The sequence below is a fragment of the Mesobacillus subterraneus genome, assembly GCF_003937825.1.
GTDB classification, from domain to species: Bacteria; Bacillota; Bacilli; order Bacillales; family Cytobacillaceae; genus Mesobacillus; species Mesobacillus subterraneus.
The window spans coordinates 250,982-275,566 of sequence record NZ_RSFW01000009.1 but is presented as its reverse complement, the minus strand read 5'-3'; the positions used below and the strand labels follow the sequence as shown (position 1 = coordinate 275,566).

The following is a 24,585-nucleotide window of genomic DNA, read 5'->3' as shown; positions in this document are numbered from 1 at the left end:
TTCCAAGGGGGGAAATGAATGGATACATTCAAAAAACTGCAAGGCTATTATTGGCCCTACAAAAATTATTTTATCTGGTCCATCTTTTTCATGTTGATCGTTACCGCCATTACTGTGGTGTATCCGATGATCCTGCAGCTTACAATTGATGAAGTCATCATTGGAGGCAGGTACAATTTAATCCCAGTATTGGTAGCCAGCTTTGTGGGCTTCATGTTTGTAAAGGGTATCTGCACTTATATTTACCAATACACTGGCGATTTGTTTGGCATTCATTCCGTTTATAAACTTAGGAATTCCCTTTATGAGAAACTGCAGTTCCTTTCCTTCCGTTACTATGATAATGCGAAAACGGGAGATTTGATGTCCAGACTTACGGCTGACGTGGAGGGGTTCCGCTTTTTCCTCAGCTTCGGCTTTTCGGAATTGATCCGCTTTGTCTTACTGATTGGAATCAGCTTCTCAGTGATGTTTTATTATTCTATTTCTCTGACGTTTGTGACACTTGCGACACTGCCTTTCCTGGCAGTAGCTGTCTATAAATTTGATCGTGCTGTCCATCCTGCCTTCAGGGGAATAAGGAAATCTTTCGGTAAGCTGAATACGAAGGTACAGGAAAACATCAGCGGGATCAATACTGTAAAATCCCTCTCGAGGGAAGATTATGAGATTGGCAGATTCAATGATTCAAATGGTGACTATAAAGACAAATACTTATTCACCTCGGAAATTTGGGCTAAGTATTTTCCTTTTATGGAGTACATGGGGAATTTAAGTGTGGTCCTGCTCCTGGGATATGGAGGGTATCTCGTTATGAACGGCTCACTGCTGCCAGGGGAACTAGTCGCTTTCTACAGCCTTGTCTGGTATATCATGTGGCCGATCATGAACCTGGGGTTTGTCGTGAACCTGTTTTCTCAATCAAAGGCATCCGGAGAGAGACTGCTCGAAATCCTGGAGGCAGACGCTGAGATTAAAGAGAAGCAGGGAGCGTTAGAAATGGAGAAGCTTTCAGGCGATGTTGAGTTCCAAAATGTTACCCTCCGTTACGGAGAAGATGATTCAGAAGCATTATACGATATAAGCTTCAAGGCGCGCCCGGGAAAGACAATAGGGCTGATTGGCTCTACCGGCTCCGGAAAAACAAGCATTACTCAGCTGATGACAAGATTTTATGAGCCTGTCGAAGGAAAAGTCCTGATTGATGGCCGCGACATCAAGGATTACTCTTTACGCTCACTGCGCAGCAGCATAGGGATCGTACTCCAGGAGTCATTCCTGTTTTCCTCATCCATAAGGGCCAATATTTCGTATGGCAGACCGGATGCAACAGAGAAAGAAATCATTGCGGCAGCCAAACGGGCCCAGGCGCATGATTTCATCATGGAACTGCCCGATGGATACGAAACCATTCTCGGCGAGAGAGGCATGGGTTTATCAGGAGGGCAGAAGCAAAGGATTGCAATTGCAAGGGCAATTTGTGTCAACCCGAGCGTCCTGATCCTCGACGATGCCACAAGTGCTGTGGATATGGAAACTGAGTTCAAAATACAGAAGGCATTGCTTGAAGTAATGAAAGGAAGAACGACCTTCATCATTGCCCACAGAATCTCTTCCTTAAAGCATGCAGACGAAATAATCGTGCTTGAAAATGGAACGATAGCAGAACGAGGCACACACGAGCAATTAATCAAGAATGGCGGAACATATCAGAAAATATATGAAATCCAATTCAAGGACCGAAAGAAGGTAAGCCAGACTGGTTGATTGAAACAAGAGAGTGATGACGGACATGAACAAAGTGGAAACCGGGATCAGTGTCCGTCATCAAAATGTCCAATCATATAATACACTTAATCAAAAGCTGCACAACAGGGGGGAAGGATTTGAGCAAAAAGAGCAATTCTCAAGTCTTGAATCGGTTTCGGTATTCTACTGATCAAGTAATAGATAAGCCTTTTAATTGGAAGCAAATGTTAAGGCTGTTCAGCTATATGATGCCTTATAAAAAAACGCTGGTGCCTCTGTCGATTGCGATGGTTCTGATCACGACGGCGGTTAGGCTGGTAATCCCAATCCTTATAGGGATCTACACGCTAGACAGGGCTGTAGTGAACAAAGATGCCTCCATGCTGTTCTGGCTTGTTGCATTAATTGCAGGCTTGTATACAGCATCGTATGTTGCGAATATTTTCCGTATCCGCTGGATGAATCAATTAGGCCAAAATGTCATTTATGATTTGCGCAAGCATTTATTTACTCATGTTCAAAACCTGTCCCATCGTTTTTTTGACCAGCGTTCAGCAGGCTCAATACTGGTCAGGATCATGAATGATATCAATTCATTGCAAGAGCTGTTCACCAACGGAGTCATCAATCTGTTGATGGACATCGTGTTGCTGATCGGAATCTTTTTTATCCTGTTCACATTAAGCCCTCAGCTTACGCTTGCAATTATGATTATCCTGCCAATCATGTTTTTGATTTCGACAAAGCTCAGGAAAAATATCAGGCGCTCCTGGCAGGATGTAAGGATGAAGCAGTCGAAGCTGAATTCCCATTTGAACGAGAGCATCCAGGGCATCAGGGTAACCCAGTCTTTCACACAAGAAAAAGAGAATATGGCATTCTTTGATGGTGTCAATGATGAAACCTTTAAGAGCTGGAAAAATGCGTCTCAGAAAAACGCTATGTTCCGTCCGCTTGTTGAATTGACAAATGCCCTTGGAACAGCTGTCCTGATTTGGTACGGAGCGCATTTAATCCAGAATGGGACGATATCAATTGGTGTATTCGTTTCCTTTGCTTTTTACCTGGGGATGTTCTGGGAACCAATTTCCAGGCTTGGCCAGGTTTATAACCAGTTATTGATGGGGATGGCTTCCTCCGAAAGGATTTTTGAATTTCTGGATGAAAAGCCGATCGTATCAGAGGCTGATCATCCGGTTGAGCTCGAGGATATTCGCGGACAGATTGATTTTGAAAAGGTTGTCTTTTCATACGACGATAAGCGGACTGCGCTTAAAGGAATAAATCTCGAAATAGAAGCGGGCCAGACGGTTGCCCTCGTTGGCCATACAGGGTCTGGAAAAACAACCATCGCCAATTTAATCAGCAGGTTCTATGATCCAACCTCTGGAAAGGTGTCAGTAGATGGCCATGATCTGAAAGAGGTTTCTATTGGCAGCCTGAGAAAGCATATCAGTATAGTCCTGCAGGATACATTCATTTTTTCAGGTACAATCTATGATAATATCCGTTTTGGAAGGCCTGATGCTGCAGAGGAGGAAGTGAAGGCGGCTGCCGAAGCTGTTGGCGCGGCGGAATTCATTGAAAACCTGCCAAATGGCTACCAAACAGAAGTAGAGGAACGGGGGAATATCCTTTCCGTAGGGGAAAGGCAGCTGCTGTCCTTTGCGAGGGCATTGCTCGCAAATCCAAGGATTTTAATCATGGATGAAGCGACAGCCAGCATCGATACAGAAACAGAAATGAAGATCCAGAATGCGCTGAAAACATTGTTGAAGGGCCGGACAGCCATCATCATTGCCCATAGGCTGTCAACGATTCGTGAGGCGGACAATATCTTTGTACTTGAAAACGGGGTTATTATCGAGAAAGGAAACCATGCTCAGCTCATGGGAATCGAAGGAGAGTATTATGATTTAGTTCAGGCGCAATTCAATATGCTGGATGCAGTTTAGAAGCCTTCATTCGAAGGCTTCTTTTTGTAAACATCTTTCATTTCTGCACCAAAAGAATCAATTTGAAAACATCCTATATGTAACATTTTTACATGAAGGCCCGTCTGTATTAAAAAGATGTTATTAAGGGGGCAGGAAATTGATAAAAAAAGGATTGGCCATTTGCCTCTCCTTGATCATTTTGCTGGCGGGCTGCAGTGGCGGTACCTCACAGGAAGACAGTAAAATGAGCTCGGACCATGATAGAGACACGGTTGAAATGGAAAATAACACGGGAGAAATTGCTTTTTCAGATGAAGGCGAAAAGGACGTCGGTTCTGATAGCACTAGTAAGCAGAAAAGCAGCGTTAAAGGAGATGATCCAGCAGTCAGTATTCGTTTGGTCATCTTCACCGCACAATTGGATTTAACAGTGAAAAATTTTGAAAAGGCCCGAAATGCTCTCGAACAAAAAGCACAATCTTATATGGGATATATCGTCAAGTCAAATTCATTCCGTTATGAGGGAGAGCGCCAAAGCGGATCGATGACATTCAGAATTCCTCAGGAGCATTTTCAAGCTTTCCTGAATGATGCAGAGGGTCTTTCTGTTCATGTCAACAACCGCGAGGTAAACGGGCAGGATGTGACGGAGGAGTATGTGGATCTCGAATCGCGCCTGAAGTCAAAGAAGGCTGTTGAAGCAAGACTTCTTGAGTTCATGGAGCAGGCACAAAAGACAGAAGATCTGCTGAAGATCTCATCCGATCTGGCTGACGTACAAGAGGAGATTGAACAAATTGCCGGACGGAAAAAATTCCTTGAAAACCAGACGGCCTATTCAACAGTGATCATCACCCTGGAGGAAAATGAAATCCCAGTTTCGAAAATTGATAATGAGAACCTGAATACATGGCAAAAGATCAAGAAACAGTTCGCAGACAATATCAATCTGCTTCTGGCTGCAGGTTCAGGAATCATCGTCTTCCTGGTTGGAAACCTTCCAATTTTGCTGATTGCAGGTGTCCTCATTGCCGCGATTATTTATTTCATTAGAAGGAAAGTGAAACCTTCACAAAATAACAATATGGATTCAAATAGTTAACTTAGTATTATAAGAAGAGGCAAAACAAAAACCGTTGCGGAATCCGCAACGGTTTTTGCTGTTTATACCTCCATAATGATCGGAAGGATCATCGGCCGGCGTTTTGTTTTTTCATAAAGGAATGGTGCGAGAGTATCAGTGATTTCATTTTTAATTTCTGACCACTGAGTTGTCTTTCTTTCCATTACTTTATTCAAGTGCTTATTGATTAAGCTTTGCGCATCATTAATCAAGTCACCGGATTCCCTCATGTAGACAAATCCGCGTGAAATTAAGTCAGGTCCAGCTGCAATCTTAAAGTCCTTCATATTGATGCTTACGACTACAACAACCAAACCTTCTTCAGAAAGGATGCGCCTGTCGCGGAGAACGATGTTACCGATATCTCCTACACCGCTTCCGTCGATGTAAACATTACCGGATGGGATCTTGCCGGCGACACCAACTTCATTGTCACCTAGAGCAAGTACTTCACCATTGTCCATGATGAAGCAGTTTTCTTCAGGGACACCGCAATCATTTGCAAGCTTTGAATGCATCTTCTGCATACGGTACTCACCATGGATCGGCATGAAGTATTTTGGCTTGATCAGTCGAAGCATTAACTTCTGCTCTTCCTGACCGCCATGTCCGGATGTATGGATGTCATTTAACGAACCGTGGATAACATCCGCACCGGCACGGGAAAGCATATTGATTGTGCGGTTTACGCTGATTGTATTCCCAGGGATAGGTGAGGATGAGAAGACAACCGTATCTCCAGGCTGAATCTGAATCTGACGGTGGGTCCCGTTCGCAATCCTTGATAGCGCAGCCATTGGCTCTCCCTGGCTTCCTGTACATAGGATCGTTACCTGGTTAGCTGGCAGTCTGTTGATCTGCTGCGCATCGATGAACGTATCCTTGGGTGCCGTGATATAGCCTAATTCTTGTCCAATATTGATGGCAGATTCCATGCTTCGGCCGAAAACGGCAACTTTTCTGCCGTTCGTTACCGCAGCTTCTACAACCTGCTGTAATCTGTGAATGTTGGAAGCAAATGTAGCAAAAATGACTCGTCCATCCACTTTCCTGAAAATATCCTGGATGCTCTCGCCAACACGGCGCTCAGACATAGTGAAGTGGGGAACCTCTGCATTTGTGCTGTCAGAAAGGAGGCAAAGCACGCCTTCTTTCCCGATTTCAGCCATTTTTGTCAGGTTGGCAGGCTCACCTACAGGAGTGAAATCGAATTTGAAATCTCCCGTATGTACAATCTGTCCTGGTGGAGTTTTGACAACCACACCATAGGAATCAGGGATACTGTGAGTAGTCCTGAAGAAAGTAACTGATGTTTTACGGAATTTGATAATATCATCTTCCTTGATTTCAATCAGTTTGGCTTTGCGCAAAAGACCATGCTCTTCAAGCTTGTTTCGAATCAGTCCCAGGGCTAGCTTGCCGCCATAAATAGGAACATTGATTTCACGAAGCAAATAAGGGATGCCGCCAATGTGGTCTTCGTGGCCATGGGTAATGAAAAGGCCTCTGATTTTGTCTTCATTCTTCACTAGGTATGAATAGTCAGGAATAACATAATCGATGCCCAGCAATTCATCCTCTGGGAATTTAATGCCGGCATCGATCAAGATGATCTCATCCTGGAATTGCACACCATAGGTGTTTTTTCCGATTTCGCCAAGTCCTCCGAGTGCGAAAACGGCTGTTTGGTCATTTTTTACAAATTTCATAAATTATCCGATCTCCAATACTTCAAATTCTTCTTTTTGTTTTTCGTACTCCAGATAATTACCCTTTACTGCCTCGATATACTCAATATTATATTGGCGGTCAGCAATCTTTGTCCGGACATCTCTTTCAGAATCACCTTCGACATAAATCGTCTGTGTTTTTTCACGTACTGGTACTTGCTTGTTTGATTCCTGGAAGTAAACTTTAAAAATCATGTAAAATCTCTCTCCTTAAGTGAACTAATTCTTTTTATGCAGCTATTTTCAATAAGGTTCTTGTGAGCCCTCTTTAAAGAAAATAGCTAAATATAAAAATTAACAATGTAGATCATTGTTAGTATTCATCGTATGGATGCTTTAAGTAGCCGTCATTTCCGCTATTAACCAATTTACAATAAGGAAGGAGCCCTTCGCAAGTTTGAAGGGCTCAAAAAGTTATGCGATAGTTTTTTTGCGAAGCAATTCTTTCCACTGTTTTAAAAGCTTCTTTCTTAGCTTCTTTAACATAGTGGATCATCTCCTTACTTCTTATTTTAAACTATCCTTGTCCAAAGTAAAGTAAACAAGGAAAAGTTTAGTAAAGATTATTTTTCTAAAAGCTATCTTTTTGTTTATATTATATGATGAAATCGCAATTTTTTTCATGGGGAATCGTGTAATGACAGAAATTGTCATCTTTTTGCCACAGTTTTTCCTTTCTTATTTGTGTACAGGCACTAATGGATTTGGTAGACTATCGTGATTACATACTTTTAGTACAAAATAGACGAAATACCTCAAGAAAAAGCAGCAAAGGAGATCAAAATGAGCAAAATTGTATTCTTTGATATTGATGGAACACTGTTGGACCACGATAAAAATTTGCCAGCCTCTGCAAAGGAGGCGATTGGCTTGCTGAAGGAAAACGGTGTTTTTGTGGCCATTGCCACAGGGAGGGCACCTTTCATGTTCGAAAGCCTGAGGAAGGAGCTGGACATAGACTCTTTTGTCAGCTTTAACGGGCAATATGTGGTTTTTGAAGGGGAGGCAATCTATAAAAATCCCCTGAATGGCGAAAAAATAGAAAACCTTTATTTAAAGGCGGAGGAGAAGGGGCATCCGGTCGTTTTTATGAACCATAGGACGATGAAATCCTCGGTCAAACACCATGAATATATTGAAATGAGTCTTGGCGGACTGAAATTCGCCCATCCCGAACATGATCATACTTTTTATGTGGATCGTGACCTTTACCAAACCCTCCTTTTCTGTGAAGAAGGAGCAGAGGGATATTACCTGGAAGCTTTCCCTGAGTTTAAACTGATCAGATGGCATCCTTATTCAGTTGACATCCTGCCTGCAGGAGGCTCGAAGGCCGAAGGAATAAAGAAGATGATAGAAAGACTGGGCTTTAAGACTGAGGATGTTTACGCATTCGGTGATGGCCTGAATGATTTGGAAATGCTTGAAACAGTCGGAACCGGAGTGGCCATGGGAAATGCCGTTCCTGAACTTAAGGAACTCGCCAACATGGTAACAAAAGATGTCGATGACAATGGCATCTGGCATGGTCTGAAAAAGTTGAACTTAATTTAAAGTAAAAAGCCGAATCGGTTTCCGATTCGGCTTTATCTTTCAACTGGTGATGCATTAGGAATGTCCGCAAACGGATCCTGCTTGTTAATATGATCATAAAACATGACTCCGTTAAGATGGTCGATCTCATGCTGGAATACAATAGATGGCAGACCTTTTAATCGCAGTTTCACTTCATTTCCTTCGAGGTCAATTCCTTTTACTGTAACTCTTGCGTATCTTGGTACATATCCAGGAATCGATTCATCCACAGACAGGCATCCCTCTCCAGATTGGAGATAGGAACGCTCAACCGAATGGCTGACGATTTTCGGGTTGAACAGCGCATAGCTCAGCAAATTATCTTTTTCATCGGTCAAATGAACGGCGATCATCCGTTTAGATACATTAATTTGTGGTGCAGCAAGCCCGATTCCAGGTCGGAGTCCATGTCTCTGGGAGATTTCCGGATCCTGGCTATTTATAACGTATTGAAGCATGCTTTCTAAAATTGCCTTATCTTCTTGTGAAGGAGGCATAGGTACTTCTTCCGCGACATTGCGGAGGACAGGATGTCCATCGCGTACGATATCATCCATCGTCAACATTTGCTTCACCTCTGGTATGTAATAATTATAAGTCTAACAAATGATACCCTAAAAGTTAACTGAAAAAGTGGAACATACTTTAAGAAAAAAGAAGAGAGAAGGTGAACTAATTCACCCTCTCTGCTCAAACTAGAATTTCCAGCAAGCGCATCCTACGATGATGAGAAGGATGAACAATACGACAATCAATGCAAAACCTCTGCCGTATCCTGCTCCTCCTACTGGATAACCGCAACCATATCCATAACCGTACATAAAGGAAACCTCCTCCTTTGGTTTTTCGCCCTATTTTTTCAATGGGTCGATTGCTATAGCCTATGCATCAGGAAGAAAAAGGTATAGGCTGCAGCCTAAAGTCATAAAGATGCTTTACTCTGAATATATATATGGCAGGACAAGCCTTTTGCCGTTCCATCTCCATCTTTGTCATTATACGCCGCAAAATTTCATATCTATTGTCAAATCCCGCCGTAATCGCTATAGTAAAATTGGTATCTATGAGGAGGTTATTATATTGTCCATAATCAAAAAAATAAGTTTAGCCATCCTGTTGGTGGCTGGAGTTTTCAGTCTAACTGGGTGTCTGGACAAGCAATCGCCCGAGGAAAAAATGTTCGATGAGCTTGAAAAAGTCGTGTCGATTGAGAAAGTGTTTGAGGATCAGCAGGATCCGCTTGTTGATTTGGAAAAAAAGAAAAAGCGATATATGAACAAATTATTTCTCTTGGTATGAAGGAATATGACCAAATCGTCAAATTGGCAGACGAAGCACTTGAAATAGCCGACCAACGTACAGAGCATATCGATAAAGAGAAAGAAAGCATCGAGGAATCAGAAAAGGAATTCAAAAATGTTGCCGGCATTATCGAGGAAATCAAGGATGCTGAACTGAAACAACAGGCAATCCAATTGCAATCAACCATGGAGGAAAGATATCAAATCCATGGCGAACTATATAAGAACTACAAACAAGGCCTTCAATATGACAAAGAACTTTATGAAATGTTAAAGGACAAAGAATTAAGCTTTGAGAAACTCGAAGAACAAATCAATAAAGTGAATCAAGTTTATGAAACCGTCTTGAATAAAAATCAGGAATTCAACGAAAAAACGGACCAATACAACAAAGAGAAAATGGACTTTTACAAGAAAGCCGGGATTGAAGTAAGTACTGAGGACAAAAAGTAAACCATAGGCAAAGCCGCTCATTAAGAAGCGGCTTTTTATTTTGTTATAAAACTGCAGCCCAGGTTGGTCCAAAAAGTAAAAAATGCATTAATACAGTTTGAATTAAAAGTAATTTATTATAGTACAGATTTAAATAATAGGTAATACAGATGCTTTTCTGAAATAACAACATATTGATGGTGAATAAAATTAAAAAAGATAAAACATAGTATTTGACGGAGTTATTTTCGTGTTGTAAACTAAAAAACGAATGAGCATATTGTATTACTCTATTTTTAAATTTCATTGATACAGAATGTTGAACGTTGAAATGGAGATTAAGTAGTTTTTTTATAGTGAAACTGTGGAAAACTATAGAGTGGTGTGTTCACAAGAAACCATATCCTTGAGATTTGTTTTGAACGATCAAAAGATTATGCGCTTTTGTGTACTGCTTTTAAAAATGAAGTACAATTCTGCTCTGAGATGTATTTAGAAACCCGGGGAAGTTTATCCTGATAATGGGTAACCTATCTTTGTATATCAATTAAAAATTTATGAAGTATGAAAGGAAGAGGTGGCTCTGATGGCATCTAAAACAAAAAACAATACTGTTGATGCAATGAAGCAGCTCGAGAATATCGAAAGCCAATTCGAAATGTTCCAAATTCTAAACGAAGAGGGCGAAGTCGTTAATGAAGCGGCAATGCCTGAGCTTTCGGATGAGCAATTACAAGAATTAATGAAGCGTATGGTTTACACAAGAATCCTTGATCAGCGATCAATCTCTTTGAATCGCCAGGGACGTCTTGGATTCTATGCTCCTACTGCAGGACAGGAAGCTTCCCAGCTTGCATCCCAATTCGCACTTGAGAAGGAAGATTTCATCCTTCCAGGATATCGTGATGTGCCTCAAATGATCTGGCACGGACTTCCGCTTACACAGGCGTTCTTGTTCTCACGCGGCCACTTCAAAGGCAATCAGATCCCTGAAGGTGTAAACGTCATTTCACCACAAATCATCATTGGTGCCCAGTACATCCAGGCAGCTGGTGTTGCTCTTGGAATGAAAAAGCGCGGCGCTCAAGCAGTTGCTGTTACTTACACTGGTGATGGCGGATCTTCTCAAGGGGATTTCTACGAAGGAATCAACTTCGCAGGTGCTTACAAAGCTCCGGCAATTTTCTTTGTTCAAAACAACCGTTTTGCTATTTCAACTCCTGTCGAAAAGCAGACTGCTGCACAGACAATTGCACAAAAGGCTGTTTCTGCAGGTATCCCTGGAATCCAGGTAGACGGAATGGACCCGCTTGCAGTATATGCAGTAACACTTGAAGCACGTAAGCGTGCAATCAATGGAGAAGGTCCAACGTTGATCGAGACGATGACATATCGCTACGGTCCGCACACAATGGCTGGTGATGATCCTACTCGCTACCGTACAGCTGACCTTGATAACGAATGGGAAAAGAAAGATCCACTAGTGCGTTTCCGTAAGTTCCTTGAAAAGAAAAACCTGTGGACTGAAGATATGGAAAACGAAACAATCGAAAAGGCGAAGGAAGATATCAAGAACGCGATTAAAGAAGCGGATGATACTCCTAAGCAAAAAGTAACAGACCTAATGGAAATCATGTATGAGGAAATGCCAGACTACTTAAAAGAGCAGTATGAAATATATAAAGAGAAGGAGTCGAAGTAAGCCATGGCTCAAATGACAATGATTCAAGCAATTACAGACGCTCTTCGCGTTGAAATGAAGAACGATCCAAACGTACTTGTTTTCGGGGAAGATGTAGGTGTCAACGGCGGGGTATTCCGCGCGACGGAAGGCCTGCAAAATGAATTTGGTGAAGACCGTGTATTCGATACACCGCTAGCGGAATCTGGTATCGGCGGATTGGCAATTGGTCTTGCACTTCAAGGTTATCGTCCTGTTCCAGAAATCCAGTTCTTCGGCTTTGTATTCGAAGTAATGGATTCTATTGCAGGTCAAATGGCTCGTATGCGCTACCGTTCAGGCGGGCGTTACAGCTCACCAGTCACAATCCGTTCACCATTCGGCGGAGGCGTACATACTCCTGAGATGCACGCTGACAGTCTTGAAGGTATGGTCGCTCAACAACCAGGTCTTAAGGTTGTTATCCCTTCAACGCCATATGATGCAAAAGGTTTGCTGATTTCTTCTATCCGTGATAATGATCCAGTCATTTTCCTTGAGCACATGAAGCTTTACCGCTCTTTCCGTCAGGAAGTACCAGAAGAAGAATACACAATTCCACTAGGAAAAGCAGATGTTAAGCGCGAAGGAAAAGATCTTTCCATCATTACTTATGGTGCAATGGTACACGAATCTCTTAAGGCGGCAGAAGAACTTGAAAAAGAAGGATATTCTGTTGAGGTAATCGACCTTAGAACGGTTATGCCGTTTGATATCGAAACAATCATTGCTTCTGTTGAAAAAACAGGCCGTGCAATCGTTGTTCAGGAAGCACAAAAACAGGCTGGAATGGCTGGCCAGATTGTTGCGGAAATCAACGATCGCGCAATCCTTAGCCTTGAAGCTCCAGTATTGCGTGTAGCAGCTCCTGATACAGTTTTCGCATTCTCTCAAGCTGAATCTGTATGGCTGCCTAATTACAAAGATGTCATTGAAACAGCTAAAAAAGTACTAACGTTCTAATAAACGCTGAAATTATTAAGGCTCGATAAATTTAGGAGGGTGAATCCATTGGCATTCCAATTTAAACTGCCAGATATCGGCGAAGGTATTCACGAAGGTGAAATCGTCAAGTGGTTCGTTAAACCTGGCGAAAAAGTTCAGGAAGACGATGTACTTTGTGAAGTGCAGAATGACAAAGCAGTAGTAGAAATTCCTTCACCAGTCGCTGGTACAGTCGAAGAGATTTTAGTTGAAGAAGGTACAGTAGCAACCGTCGGACAGGTACTTGTCACGTTTGACGCGCCAGGCTATGAAAACCTTAAATTCAAAGGCGAAGATGAAGATGCGCCTGCTGAACAACCTAAACAAGAAAAAACGGAAGCTCAAGTGCAGTCTACTCTAGAGGCTGGCCAGGAGATCAAGAAAGAAGCTGCCGAAGCACCTGCTCCTGCAGCTGAAACGGGTGCTGGCGCCGCTGCAGCTCCACAGACAGCAGTGGATCCTAACCGACGTATCGTAGCTATGCCATCGGTACGTAAGTATGCGCGAGAAAAAGGTGTAGACATCCGCCAGGTTCCTGGCTCAGGAAAGAACGGACGAATCGTCAAGGCAGATATCGACAGCTTCCAAAGCGGCGGTGCACCTGCGGCAGCTCCACAAGCAGATCAGGCCCCACAGGCACAAGCTGAGGAAACACCTAAAGCAGCTGCAGCTCAGCCAATTCCAGAGGGTCAATACCCTGAAACTCGCGAAAAGATGAGCGGAATCAGAAAAGCGATCGCGAAGGCAATGGTCAACTCCAAGCATACAGCACCACATGTTACTTTGATGGACGAAGTGGATGTAACGAAGCTTGTTGCTCATCGCAAGAAATTCAAGGAAGTTGCTGCAGAGAAGGGAATCAAGCTTACATTCCTGCCTTATGTGGTAAAAGCATTAACAAGTGCGCTGCGTGAATATCCAGCATTGAACACATCCCTGGATGATGCAACTAGCGAAATCATTCACAAGCACTATTACAATATTGGTATTGCTGCTGACACAGAAAAAGGACTACTTGTTCCTGTTGTGAAGGACGCAGACCGTAAATCCGTGTTCTCTATATCTAATGAGATCAACGAACTTGCAGGCAAAGCACGTGACGGCAAGCTGGCTCCAGATGAAATGAAAGGTGCTTCCTGCACAATTACAAACATCGGCTCTGCTGGCGGACAATGGTTCACTCCGGTCATCAATCATCCGGAAGTAGCAATCCTTGGAATCGGCCGCATCGCTGAAAAACCAGTAGTCAAGGATGGGGAAATTGTAGCGGCTCCAGTTCTTGCACTTTCATTAAGCTTCGATCACCGCATGATCGACGGTGCAACTGCTCAGCACGCATTGAATCACATCAAGCGCCTATTGAACGATCCAGAACTTTTGTTAATGGAGGGGTAATAAATGGTAGTAGGAGATTTTCCAATCGAAACTGATACTCTTGTCATCGGTGCCGGCCCTGGCGGATATGTGGCAGCCATTCGCGCTGCCCAGCTGGGCCAGAAAGTAACAATCGTGGAGAAAGCAACTCTTGGGGGAGTCTGCCTAAACGTTGGCTGTATTCCTTCAAAAGCATTGATTTCTGCAGGTCACAGATATGAAAATGCTTTGCATTCTGAAGATATGGGGATCAAGGCAGAAAATGTAACCCTTGATTTCTCAAAAGTACAGGAATTTAAAGCAGGCGTTGTCAAGAAGCTTACTGGCGGTGTAGAGGGGCTATTGAAGGGCAATAAAATCGATATCGTGAAAGGTGAAGCATATTTTGTGGATGCCAACACCATTCGTGTAATGGATGAAAATTCTGCCCAAACCTATACATTCAAGAATGCGATTATCGCAACTGGTTCTCGTCCAATCGAGATCCCGGCATTCAAATACTCCAAGCGTGTACTTGATTCTACAGGAGCCCTGAATCTGCAAGAGCTTCCTAAAAGCATCGTTGTTATTGGCGGTGGATATATCGGAACTGAGCTTGGCGGAGCATACGCCAGCTTCGGAACAAAAGTAACAATCCTTGAGGGTGCTGACGAAATCCTGAATGGTTTTGAAAAGCAAATGTCTTCACTTGTTAAACGCAACCTTAAGAAAAAGGGTGCTGAAATCATTACAAAGGCACTTGCTAAAGGTGTAGAAGAAACAGACACTGGCGTGACAGTAACATATGAAGCAAACGGTGAACAAAATAAAATCGATGCAGATTATGTATTTGTCATGGTAGGCAGAAGACCAAACACGGATGAACTTGGTCTTGAGCAAGTTGGAATTGAGATGACCGACCGTGGTGTCATCAAAATCGACAAGCAATGCCGTACAAGTGTAAGCAATATTTACGCAATTGGCGACATTGTTGAAGGACCTCCATTGGCTCACAAAGCTTCTTATGAAGGTAAAATCGCTGCTGAAGCACTTGCAGGCCATCCTGCAGAGATTGATTACCTGGCCATTCCTGCTGTCGTATTCTCTGATCCGGAACTAGCATCTGTTGGTTACTCAGAGCAGCAGGCAAAAGAGGAAGGCATTGCGGTTACAGCTGCTAAATTCCCATTTGCAGCAAACGGACGTGCACTTTCATTGAACCAGACAGATGGATTCCTGAAGCTTGTAACACGTAAAGAAGATGGTATCGTGATCGGCGCGCAAATCGCTGGACCGAATGCTTCTGATATGATTGCTGAGCTGGGATTAGCGATTGAAGCCGGTATGACCGCTGAAGATCTTGCTATGACGATCCATGCTCACCCAACACTTGGTGAAATCACTATGGAAGCTGCAGAAGTAGCAATTGGCAGCCCTATCCATATTGTAAAATAAACAGAAAAAATCCTTTCCGTTATGGAAAGGATTTTTTTATTAAGAGGATACATTAATCGCCGTTCAGGACAGCTGAAAGCGGCTCGATGATTTGGTCTTTGGTCACTGTCCCGTTAACACTGGCAAGCACCTGATCACGTTGTAAAATGAGGATGGCTGGGAACTCTTCCACTTCAAGGAGTCCATAGTATTTTTTTGCATTTGAAGTCGGGATGACGACCATATTCTTGAACTCATTAGGATATTGCTTTTTTAATTCAATGATAGCGTCATAGTAAGATGCTTCATGATTATAATCATCCTCATCAGAGAAGAAAATCACTTGTTTAATATCTTCGTTCAGAATCAGTTGATCTGAATCGTTGGCTGGGTTACATGAAGCTGTCAGGAAGAGGAACGAAGCGACAAAAACAAAAGACAAGCTTTTCATTTATCTTTGCCTCACTTTTTTCAGAATCGTGTTCACTGTGTGTGAATGTTTGTCCATATTCTATCATAGCAATTTCCAAAACAATGGAATGTTATTGAAATGTTACATAATTGAAAAATATACTTTCAAAACTAACATATACTAGTAAAAAAGGGTCGGCGGGAAGTTGTGCTCTATTGACGAGATGCTTTGGGATACTTATACAAGCTTCCCATCAATCGTCAATGTTTAGCAGCCCAAACCAGGGGAAAAGACTATTTAGACTCGGTGGTGAAAGGTTTGAAAGTGTATACAGTTCTATTGCTTCAATTGATCATCTGGAGTGGATATACATTCATTGAATGGCTGTCCAAACACGATCATCCCATTTATAATGGAATTATGTTCTTGGTTTTTTTCTATTTAGCCATAATCATAGGCAATTACATAATTAAATCAGCAAAAAAGACTTTCTTTATCACTCTCATCAGTCTGGGCCTTTATGCGTCCTTTCATTTGACGATGTCATTTATAGTTTAATGCCTGGAGGACCGGGTGCCTGTAAGGGGCGAATAGAAAAATCTAAGAGCAGCAGTATATTGACAGCAATGGAACGCAGCAGGAGGGGAAGAATTTGAATAGAAAGCTAGTTGTGCTCGCATCATTACTGCTTCTTGCAGGCTGTGGAGCTGATGAACAAGCCCCTGCTGAACAGCCCAAGGGCAGTGCAGCAGAAGAGCAAAACGACAATAAACAGCATGAGACAGAAAAAGAAGCCTCTTCCAATACTGAGCAGGCAGAGACGGAAGCCGCAGCGGGGTTGGAAGGAGAAGCAAAAGAAGAAGCTGGACAAGCGGTCCCGCAATATAGAATGAAAGATGATTTTTCAATCCAGAATATCGAAAACCCAGATGAAAAAGTTGTCCTTTTGACAATCGATGACGCTCCAGACAAGTATGCCCTCGAAATGGCAAACACCTTGAAAGACTTGAATGTAAAAGCAATCTTCTTTGTTAATGGACATTTCATTGATACACCTGAAGAAGGGGAAGTGCTGAAGCAAATTCATCAAATGGGTTTTTCGATAGGGAACCATACCTACAATCATAAAACCTTGAAAGAGTTGACGGAAGAGCAGCAGAGGAAGGAAATTATCGATTTGAATGACAGGATCGAGGAGCTTACTGGAGAGCGTCCGCAATTTTTCCGAGCGCCGTTTGGAATGAATACAGATTACAGCAAAAAGCTGGCTGCAGAAGAAAAAATGCTCTTGATGAACTGGACATATGGATACGACTGGGAAAAAAATTATCAATCGAAAGATGCACTCGCTGACATCATGGTCAATACACCACTGCTCCGTAATGGGGCGAACCTTTTGATGCATGATCGGGAATGGACAAGCGCAGCGCTCCGGGACATCGTTATCGGGCTGGAAGAAAAGGGTTATATGATTGCCGATCCTGCGCTTATTGAAACTCCTGCGAACCAAAAAACGGCTGCTCAATAGCAGCCGTTTTTCAAGTTACTTTCTAGGATAGAAATACATCACTCTGCCATTGAACAGGTGCAGCTCACCTTGAAGCTTCTTGGCAATGAATTTGCTGAATTCATTCGCTTTTCCCTTATCGCCAGCTGTAGCTGTTGGGGGAAGGGTAATCTGTATGTATGTTTGCTCGCGCTCCGTTCCATCTTCTTCGGCGAATGTTTCTTGATCTACACCAAGTAAAATGGCATTATATCGGTCCTGGGAAGATTGTAGATAAAACCATGTTCCTTTTGCGTCTTCTTTTTCTTTAATATCATAAGGGAAAGCAGAGTTTTCATAATTCCAGTCAACCTGGTCGCCGGTCTTAGCGGTGATTTCTTTGTAGTAGTTGAATAAATCCTTCAATTCATCGGTGGAAATGGCTTGCTGAGCTGATGATGGAACAAGTTTGATATAAGCATTACTAGACATCGTCCAATCCCCTTTTCCTATCTATTCTCCCCTCATTTTATCACTCTGTAAAAAGCGTTGACAATAGATTAAAAGCTTTTTGGTTTTATATGACTTGCCTTTTTGTCAAAAATAAATTATAATAATATTCTAAATATTTAATTAAAAAGGAGGAGGCATATGGAACTATTCGAAAAGCTTTATGATGAGCACGAAAAGGTTCAAGTCAGATTTGTGGGGTTTACTACTTATGATACTCGTTATGACTTTGGGATCGTGTATACGAATATGTTTTTCGGAAAACCACTCGTTGTATGTATGCAGACGGGGCGTTCGGCACTCCTCGACCCAAGGGACATTGAAGACGTAGAATATTTGCAGAAAGCATTCCATATTGCAGAAGCACAGCAGGCTGAGGATCTTGCGTTATTTTTTAAGGAAGAACTTCCATCAGCACCATTCCAGACTCAATACGAATAAGCCATGGGAGAAGGCAGGCCGACTGGGCCTGTTTTTTGTTTTCGTTTTTTAGTTAGTATTCTAAATCAACAGCCTTTATAAAGCGCTTTAGATAATATACACTAAATAAAAATGTGTCATACTAATACAAAACCAAGCATATCTTTTGTAAATGCAAAGCAAAAATAAACCAAAAAAAACTAAAAGTGTTATACAATTTAGACTTGAAATATAAATAGTGTTATATTATTATATAATTAGAAATGATAAAGCGCTTACAAAATTCAAAATGAAAAGGAGTTTGAAAAGATGGGAACTATCGTTTGTCAAACTTGCAATTCAACAATTGACCATTTCGAAGATGAAAAAGTGACTGTATTATATTCAAAAAAATGCAACTGCTGCGACCATGAAGGTGCGGAAGAGAGATAAGATAAGATAAGATAAGATAAGATAAAAGGGCATGCTCAGCGCATGCCCTTTTTTGTATGATTAACGGATCGCTTTATGCTCTTTAATGACTCTGAAGGACTTTAGTTCATCGTCTTCAGGTCCCTGGACCGGCAGGCCGGCTTCCATATTGGTCTTGATATACACGAGGTTTTCCTCTGTAATGATTTCGCCAGGGATGAAAATCGGAATCCCTGGTGGATAAACCATGACGAACTCCGCAATAATCCTGCCTTCTGACTCCTCAACAGGAACTACCTCTGTATCAGCATAAAACGCATCCCTAGGAGTAAGTGCCAATAGAGGAATATCCGGCAGCATGACTTCTGCATGCACTTTTTCAGCCAGGTGGTGATATTCCTTGGATAGCTCCCTAAGTGCTTCGACAAGAATTTCCGCTTCTTTCTGCGTGTCCCCTGGAGTGATAATGCAAAGGATATTGTATAAATCGGATAGTTCAACCTCAATGTTGTACCGGTCCCTCAACCACTTTTCAACTTCATATCCGGTAATATTAAGATCCTTGATACTGATCAGGACTTTCGTGGGATCAAAGTCATAAGTGGCATTCGTTCCGAGCAGGTCTTCGCCAGGACAGTACAAGTGTTCAATTTCATTGACCTGTCCGCGGATCCACTGTGCCAGTTTGATGGTCCGGTCAATGATTTCCCTTCCCTCAATTGCAAGCCTTCTTCTTGCTGTATCCAAAGAAGCGAGCAATAGGTAAGAGGTGGATGTAGTCGTAAGCATGCTGATGATCGACTGCACGCGCTTTGGAGAAACTAATCCTTCTCTCACATTAAGAATCGAACTTTGAGTCATCGAGCCCCCGAGCTTATGGACGCTTGTAGCTGCCATATCTGCTCCAGCCTGCATCGCAGAAAGGGGAAGGTCTTCATGGAAGTGGATATGGACTCCATGAGCTTCATCCACAAGTACGGGTACATCATAAGAGTGAGCAATCTCAACGATTTTTTTCAGGTCAGCAGCAAAACCGAAATAAGTTGGATTGATGACAAGCAAACCTTTCGCGTCTGGATGCTGTTCCAAAGCCTTCTCTACCGAATCAGTTGAAATGCCGTGGGAGATGCCTAGTTTTTTATCAATCTCTGGATGGATGAAGATGGGAATTGCACCCGAAAAGACGATCGCCGACATAATGGATTTATGCACATTACGCGGAACGATGATTTTATCTCCAGGTCCGCAGACTGTCATGATCATGGTCATGATCGCTCCGCTTGTTCCTTGTACTGAAAAGAACGTATGGTCTGCGCCAAATGCTTCGGCCGCAAGTTCTTGTGCCTGCTTGATGATACCCTTTGGTGAATGGAGGTCATCAAGCGGGCCAATATTGATCAAATCGATCGATAAGGCATTATCGCCAATGAATTCCCTGAATTCCGGATCAATTCCGCTGCCTTTTTTATGGCCGGGAATGTGAAACTGGATCGGATCCTTTTCTGCATGCTTTAGTAGGCTTGTGAATAACGGTGTTTCGTTTTGTGACAATTGATGATCACACCTCTTTAATGTATTGGATTTCGGTTTATGATTATTGTTTGGTATTTATAAAAATAAAACACATGCATTATAGCACTAATCGGGGTGTTTGCAAAGAAATTCATGAAGCGGAATACCGGACAGTTTTGATGAGATAAAAACAGGAAATGGATCAATAAAGATAGAAGTATTATAAAAAAACAACAAGCATGAGAGGGAGAGAGAACATGAACTGGAAAACAGAAGTAACCGAACTTCTAGGAATACAATATCCAATCATTCAAGGCGGCCTTGCCTATCTGGCTTATTCTGATTTAGCTGCTGCGGTTTCGAACGCTGGAGGACTGGGGCAGATCACAGCAATGTCACTTCCGGATCCTGATGCGCTAAGAGGAGAGATACAAAGAGTCAAACAGCTTACAGACAAGCCGTTTGGGGTTAACTTTGCAATCGGTCAGCATGGCAGGCCTTTTTCGCATTATCTTGATGTGGCCATTGAGGAAGAAGTGCCCGTCATTTCAATGACAGGGGGGAATCCGGCCCCAATTTTCGAACAGCTGAAGGGTACGAACACAAAGAAGCTGGTTCTTGTCGCTGCTAAAAGACAGGCTCAGAAAGCAGAGGAACTGGGCGCAGACGCTGTCATGGTTGTTGGACAGGAAGGCGGAGGGCATCTTGGGAAAAGCGACATCGGCACAATGGTTTTGATCCCGGCAGTAGTAGATGCTGTCACTATACCAGTAATCGCTTCGGGGGGAATTGGTGACGGCAGGGGGCTGATGGCAGCCTTGAGCCTGGGAGCACAGGGGATAGAGATGGGTACAAGGTTCATCGCTACGAAAGAGTGTGTCCATGCGAATGAAGTGTATAAGCAAAGGCTGGTGGAAGGAACAGAGAATGATACAACGGTAATCAAAAGAACACTTGGCATGCCTGCGAGGGCTATCGCTAATCCATTAACGGAAAAAATAATTGAAATCGAAAAGAATGGCGGCGGCTATGAAGAACTGAAAGAGTTGATTAGCGGTTCGGCGAATCGCAAATATATTTATGAAGGCGATCAAGAGCAGGGATTTGGCTGGGCAGGTCAGGTGATGGGCCTGATTAAAGACTCACCGTCAGTAGCTGAACTTTTTGAAAGAATCATTAGAGAAGCTGAAGGAATAAGGAGGAGCTGGAACGAATAAAGCGTTGATTTCCTTGCCATTCATTCCGGATATCTGTAAAATCGTTTATCAAACAGGCTGTTTTTTGCAGAGCAAGAAGGTTGGAAAACAGCGTCCAAAAAAGAAATGCACAGAATTTACATTTTCTGTGCAGTGCATGAAAAGCAGGTGACATAATGGAATATCAATATCCGATCGACTACACATGGTCCACCGACGAAATCGTCGATGTCATTCATTTCTTTGAATGTATCGAAAAAGCGTATGAAAACGGGATTGACAGAGACGTTTTACTTGCAGCTTACCGCCGTTTCAAGGAAATCGTGCCAGGCAAGGCCCAAGAAAAGACGATTTTCAATGAGTTTGAAGAAGTGAGCGGCTATACATCTTACCAGGCAGTAAAAGCGCTCAAAGAGACGAGTTCTGGCCAGAAAATCAAAGTCGCACCAAAAAGAAAATAGGATGGAATATGAGTAAAGAGCCCATGAAAATGGGCTCTTTATTTGGTTTATGCCATTTTATATAGGGGTAATATTTCTTTAAATACAAACTCGATATTAGATAGCATTTCTTCACCGCTCAGTTTGACGGCTTCCTCGCGAGGGATATTCAAGCCGCAAAGGATTTCAGCCTTTTTCACAGTTTGAAGGCGCTGGAACATTGAAAGAAGGTCCTCCTTTGAAAGCTCGCTATGTAAGGAAGCTTCAGGCTTCATGTGGTCAATGGACCAAAAGAAATCCTTTGGAGTCCGGGTATAGATCGTATCAATGTTCTTTTCCAGCTTCTGGCCGATCGCTTCCTTATCTGGAGCTTCGTATATGACGGCGAACCAGATAAAGACATGCGTTTCCCACAGGCCGATCTGGAAATGGGGCAGCATCTTATATCCTCTGGGATTACTTGCGAACGCGACCCATGTATCCTTTGGCGGATTTTTCGTCCTTCTTGCATGCTTCGCCACGTGGTAGTGCATTTCATCACCAGTAAGGACTGATAAGGTAGGAGCAAAATGCTGGCCTAGCTCTTCCAGCTTCGGGCGGATCTGGGATTTCAAGGCCTCCATTCTTTCATCGAGACCGTCAATTTTAAACACATCGAAATCTGCTTGTGTGAATCCTGAAAATGACAATATAAAAACCTCCTATTGCTTTGTCAAATATTGTAGCAAAAGCAACTTGAAATTTGAAGCAACAGGCATTTTTGAGAGTATGGGTATGAGCACAAATTTGTACCACTGCCAATGGAGAATTCATACAATGAATAAAAAAACAGAAATTATAGAGGAGTGTAATATAATGAAACAACTTATAAATTCGACAAGAAAAAGGAATGGCGAACTGCAAAGAACAGCAGTATTGCGTTTGGAAATGGATTATGAACTGGCGACACTTTTTGACGCAATGACTGACTCGGATAAGACGAAAATGAAGGAATGCAAACAAAAATTAGAAAGAATTCGACAAGAACTATTGCGATTGAAAGCTTTGTAAGGGTTTATTATTTGGAAAGATGAAAGGGAAAAACATTTTGATTTGTTCAGAAAAATGCAATCATTGCAAAACATGACGAACTCCTGAAATGAAATGGAGTTCGTTTCTTATGTAGAATATAACTGAACTGCTTTGAATGTTTATCTGCGTTCAGGGGGAATCCTAATACTTGATGCGAAATTAGCTTATCCTATAAGCTGTAATAGATTCCTGATACGTAAAAATACGGAATGGGGGAAAGATGAATGAATCATAACCTGAAAGAAATTTATACATATGCTATGGAATGGACGAAGGAAGCTGGTGAAAATATAAGGGCTTCTTTTCCGAAAACCCTGAATGTAACGTCAAAGTCGAATCCAAATGACCTGGTGACAGATATAGATAAGGGGACCGAGCAATATTTTATCGAAAAAATCAAAGGCAAATACCCGGACCATCGTATCATGGGTGAAGAAGGCTATGGCGATGAAGTGACAGGGTTATCAGGTGTTGTTTGGATCATTGACCCTATCGATGGAACAATGAACTTTGTGCATCAGCAAAGGAATTTTGCGATCTCTGTAGGGATTTATGTAGACGGTGAGGGAATGATTGGTCTTATTTATGATGTGGTTCATGATGAACTCTATCACTGTATAAAAGGGAATGGAGTATTGCTAAATGATAAGCCGATTCCAGAGCTGAAGGAGTCCAGAGTGAGTGAGGCGGTAATTGCCCTTAATGCTTTATGGGTGGCTCCTAACAAGCGGATCGACCATCAGATGTTCATCCCGTTAGTGCAGGATGTAAGAGGAACGCGCTCCTACGGTTCAGCTGCAATGGAAATGGTTTATGTTGCAACAGGAAGGATCGATGCATATTTAAGTCCCAGACTGGCACCGTGGGATATCGCTGCCGGAATCATTCTGATCAAGGAATTGGGCGGTGAGGCCACGGATCTCCGTGGAAATGAGCTGGATTTGCTGAAGGAAAACTCTTTATTCGTCTCTAAACCGGGATTGCACAGTGAAATACTGAAGCACTATCTTAAGGATGGAAAATGGTAAAAATCGCTTCACGTCCATTTAAAAGGCATGACTTAGCTTTCTTTCAGGAAATCATTTCAGACAGTGCCAAGTGGCAAAAGCGCGAACTTCGAAATCATGCACTTGAAGAGTATATGAGAGTATACGAAGAACTTTCGGGGGAGTGGAGGGTATGGATGGAGAAGGACCTTCCGGTGTCTATTTCCTACCATGTTCCTGTCGCACCATCCAATCAAAAGCCCTGGCTGGGGACCATTTTGGTGAAAGCATCGGAAAGGCGCAGAGGAGTTTCTGCCACGATCATCAATCATCTTCCGAAGAATTGAAGGCAGCTGGACATAAGGCCCTTTTTGCCGGTGTGCCCATTGATGAATATGAATGGGCAAATTTTTTGACGGACTGCGGTTTTGAACAATTTAAAACAGAAGAAAATAAAGGCGAAACCTTTATGATTATGGTTCGCCCCTTTGAATGACCGGCTGTATTTCCAGCCGGTTTTGTGTTTGTCTATAGTTCTCCTGCTTCCCGCATCTTCTTTTTCTTCTTAAAGCCGAAGCCCATAACAAGCACAAGTGCGACAATACAGGCAAGCGTTCCGATTACACTGCGTTCTCCAATGGCAATTCCGATCCCAATCATGCATGAAGCGGCAGCGAAAGCGAAAAATAATAATGGCCATTTTATTTGCTTCAAGGTAATTCCTCCATTCGACAGTAAGCTGCAAAATAATATTATTTTAATTGTACATTAAAATGCTTTTAGGTTTCTACTCTTATTGTGTT

Annotated in this window: 25 protein-coding genes and 1 pseudogene; 17 read left to right on the top strand and 9 right to left on the bottom strand. The window is 42.5% G+C overall.

From position 1 onward, the window contains the following. Nucleotides 1-18 precede the first annotated feature (18 nt). From EJA10_RS06955 to EJA10_RS06945, 3 genes are all read left to right on the top strand, one after another. Complete coding sequence (locus EJA10_RS06955; RefSeq protein WP_125479273.1) at nt 19-1,767, top strand: ABC transporter ATP-binding protein; 1,749 nt, start codon at nt 19-21, stop codon at nt 1,765-1,767. Between the two features lie 119 nt (nt 1,768-1,886). After that, nucleotides 1,887-3,704, top strand: a complete 1,818-nt coding sequence (locus EJA10_RS06950; protein ID WP_246017707.1) for an ABC transporter ATP-binding protein — start codon at nt 1,887-1,889, stop codon at nt 3,702-3,704. A 139-nt stretch (nt 3,705-3,843) separates the two neighbouring features. Further along, nucleotides 3,844-4,788, top strand: coding sequence for a DUF4349 domain-containing protein (locus EJA10_RS06945; protein ID WP_246017706.1), 945 nt, complete (start codon nt 3,844-3,846; stop codon nt 4,786-4,788). A gap of 62 nt (nt 4,789-4,850) precedes the next feature. Here the strand turns inward: EJA10_RS06945 and rnjA are convergent, their stop codons facing one another. Together rnjA and EJA10_RS06935 are read right to left on the bottom strand one after the other, a co-directional pair. Continuing rightward, nucleotides 4,851-6,518: a ribonuclease J1 gene (gene rnjA / locus EJA10_RS06940; RefSeq protein ID WP_125479272.1), complete on the bottom strand. Its 1,668-nt coding sequence runs from the start codon at nt 6,516-6,518 to the stop codon at nt 4,851-4,853. A 3-nt stretch (nt 6,519-6,521) separates the two neighbouring features. After that, a complete protein-coding gene (locus EJA10_RS06935; RefSeq protein ID WP_125479271.1) occupies nt 6,522-6,734 on the bottom strand; it encodes a DNA-dependent RNA polymerase subunit epsilon in 213 nt (70 codons plus the stop codon). 588 nt (nt 6,735-7,322) lie between these two features. Between EJA10_RS06935 and EJA10_RS06930 the strand changes: the two genes are divergently transcribed. Continuing rightward, on the top strand, nt 7,323-8,093 hold the full coding sequence (locus tag EJA10_RS06930; protein ID WP_125479270.1) for a Cof-type HAD-IIB family hydrolase: 771 nt from the start codon (nt 7,323-7,325) through the stop codon (nt 8,091-8,093). Nucleotides 8,094-8,125: 32 nt separating this feature from the next. On the opposite strand, the gene def is transcribed toward EJA10_RS06930, so the two are convergent. Both def and EJA10_RS06920 read right to left on the bottom strand, forming a co-directional pair. After that, nucleotides 8,126-8,680, bottom strand: a complete 555-nt coding sequence (gene def / locus EJA10_RS06925) for a peptide deformylase (RefSeq protein WP_125479269.1) — start codon at nt 8,678-8,680, stop codon at nt 8,126-8,128. Between the two features lie 129 nt (nt 8,681-8,809). Further along, a complete protein-coding gene (locus EJA10_RS06920; protein WP_125479268.1) occupies nt 8,810-8,935 on the bottom strand; it encodes a YjcZ family sporulation protein in 126 nt (41 codons plus the stop codon). Nucleotides 8,936-9,044: 109 nt separating this feature from the next. On the opposite strand from EJA10_RS06920, the pseudogene EJA10_RS24055 reads away from it, so the two are divergent. The 5 genes and pseudogenes from EJA10_RS24055 (at nt 9,045) to lpdA (ending at nt 15,359) form a co-directional block, all read left to right on the top strand. Beyond that, nucleotides 9,045-9,868, top strand: a pseudogene (locus EJA10_RS24055) (YkyA family protein). A gap of 565 nt (nt 9,869-10,433) precedes the next feature. Beyond that, nucleotides 10,434-11,549, top strand: coding sequence for a pyruvate dehydrogenase (acetyl-transferring) E1 component subunit alpha (pdhA, locus tag EJA10_RS06910; RefSeq protein WP_125479267.1), 1,116 nt, complete (start codon nt 10,434-10,436; stop codon nt 11,547-11,549). A 3-nt stretch (nt 11,550-11,552) separates the two neighbouring features. Next, nucleotides 11,553-12,530 carry an alpha-ketoacid dehydrogenase subunit beta gene (locus EJA10_RS06905; RefSeq protein ID WP_035209342.1) on the top strand — a complete coding sequence of 326 codons (978 nt, stop codon included), beginning with the start codon at nt 11,553-11,555 and terminating at the stop codon, nt 12,528-12,530. A gap of 48 nt (nt 12,531-12,578) precedes the next feature. After that, nucleotides 12,579-13,946: a dihydrolipoamide acetyltransferase family protein gene (locus EJA10_RS06900; protein WP_125479266.1), complete on the top strand. Its 1,368-nt coding sequence runs from the start codon at nt 12,579-12,581 to the stop codon at nt 13,944-13,946. Nucleotides 13,947-13,949: 3 nt separating this feature from the next. Then, a complete protein-coding gene (gene lpdA / locus EJA10_RS06895) occupies nt 13,950-15,359 on the top strand; it encodes a dihydrolipoyl dehydrogenase (RefSeq protein ID WP_125479265.1) in 1,410 nt (469 codons plus the stop codon). Between the two features lie 52 nt (nt 15,360-15,411). Here the strand turns inward: lpdA and EJA10_RS06890 are convergent, their stop codons facing one another. Next, nucleotides 15,412-15,789, bottom strand: a complete 378-nt coding sequence (locus tag EJA10_RS06890) for a small peptidoglycan-associated lipoprotein (RefSeq protein WP_246017703.1) — start codon at nt 15,787-15,789, stop codon at nt 15,412-15,414. Nucleotides 15,790-16,402: 613 nt separating this feature from the next. Here EJA10_RS06890 and EJA10_RS06880 point away from each other — a divergent pair. Next, entirely contained in the window at nt 16,403-17,278 is an 876-nt protein-coding gene (locus tag EJA10_RS06880) for a polysaccharide deacetylase family protein (RefSeq protein WP_125479263.1), read from the top strand. Nucleotides 17,279-17,293: 15 nt separating this feature from the next. Here the strand turns inward: EJA10_RS06880 and EJA10_RS06875 are convergent, their stop codons facing one another. After that, nucleotides 17,294-17,728: a DUF1885 family protein gene (locus EJA10_RS06875; protein ID WP_125479262.1), complete on the bottom strand. Its 435-nt coding sequence runs from the start codon at nt 17,726-17,728 to the stop codon at nt 17,294-17,296. 159 nt (nt 17,729-17,887) lie between these two features. Between EJA10_RS06875 and EJA10_RS06870 the strand changes: the two genes are divergently transcribed. Next, nucleotides 17,888-18,187, top strand: coding sequence for a DUF3055 domain-containing protein (locus tag EJA10_RS06870; protein WP_125479261.1), 300 nt, complete (start codon nt 17,888-17,890; stop codon nt 18,185-18,187). A 288-nt stretch (nt 18,188-18,475) separates the two neighbouring features. Then, complete coding sequence (locus tag EJA10_RS06865) at nt 18,476-18,598, top strand: GapA-binding peptide SR1P (RefSeq protein WP_079508283.1); 123 nt, start codon at nt 18,476-18,478, stop codon at nt 18,596-18,598. Between the two features lie 60 nt (nt 18,599-18,658). Here EJA10_RS06865 and EJA10_RS06860 read toward each other — a convergent pair whose 3' ends face one another. Continuing rightward, nucleotides 18,659-20,128 (bottom strand): aminotransferase class I/II-fold pyridoxal phosphate-dependent enzyme, encoded by a 1,470-nt coding sequence (locus tag EJA10_RS06860; protein ID WP_125479260.1) that lies wholly within the window; start codon nt 20,126-20,128, stop codon nt 18,659-18,661. Nucleotides 20,129-20,346: 218 nt separating this feature from the next. On the opposite strand from EJA10_RS06860, the gene EJA10_RS06855 reads away from it, so the two are divergent. Together EJA10_RS06855 and EJA10_RS06850 are read left to right on the top strand one after the other, a co-directional pair. Further along, a complete protein-coding gene (locus tag EJA10_RS06855; protein ID WP_125479259.1) occupies nt 20,347-21,306 on the top strand; it encodes an NAD(P)H-dependent flavin oxidoreductase in 960 nt (319 codons plus the stop codon). Nucleotides 21,307-21,461: 155 nt separating this feature from the next. After that, a complete protein-coding gene (locus EJA10_RS06850; protein ID WP_125479258.1) occupies nt 21,462-21,746 on the top strand; it encodes a UPF0223 family protein in 285 nt (94 codons plus the stop codon). Nucleotides 21,747-21,793: 47 nt separating this feature from the next. On the opposite strand, the gene EJA10_RS06845 is transcribed toward EJA10_RS06850, so the two are convergent. After that, the gene (locus EJA10_RS06845) at nt 21,794-22,414 is read right to left on the bottom strand and encodes a YktB family protein (RefSeq protein ID WP_125479257.1); all 621 of its coding nucleotides are present in this window, start codon (nt 22,412-22,414) and stop codon (nt 21,794-21,796) included. A 166-nt stretch (nt 22,415-22,580) separates the two neighbouring features. Here EJA10_RS06845 and EJA10_RS06840 point away from each other — a divergent pair, with 166 nt between their 5' ends. The 3 genes from EJA10_RS06840 (at nt 22,581) to EJA10_RS06830 (ending at nt 24,278) form a co-directional block, all read left to right on the top strand. Then, nucleotides 22,581-22,775 (top strand): hypothetical protein, encoded by a 195-nt coding sequence (locus tag EJA10_RS06840; RefSeq protein ID WP_125479256.1) that lies wholly within the window; start codon nt 22,581-22,583, stop codon nt 22,773-22,775. A 245-nt stretch (nt 22,776-23,020) separates the two neighbouring features. Further along, a complete protein-coding gene (locus tag EJA10_RS06835; protein WP_125479255.1) occupies nt 23,021-23,824 on the top strand; it encodes an inositol monophosphatase family protein in 804 nt (267 codons plus the stop codon). A 151-nt stretch (nt 23,825-23,975) separates the two neighbouring features. After that, a complete protein-coding gene (locus EJA10_RS06830) occupies nt 23,976-24,278 on the top strand; it encodes a hypothetical protein (protein ID WP_246017702.1) in 303 nt (100 codons plus the stop codon). A gap of 32 nt (nt 24,279-24,310) precedes the next feature. Here the strand turns inward: EJA10_RS06830 and EJA10_RS06825 are convergent, their stop codons facing one another. Further along, nucleotides 24,311-24,496 (bottom strand): YlaF family protein, encoded by a 186-nt coding sequence (locus EJA10_RS06825; protein WP_125479254.1) that lies wholly within the window; start codon nt 24,494-24,496, stop codon nt 24,311-24,313. Nucleotides 24,497-24,585 lie beyond the last annotated feature (89 nt).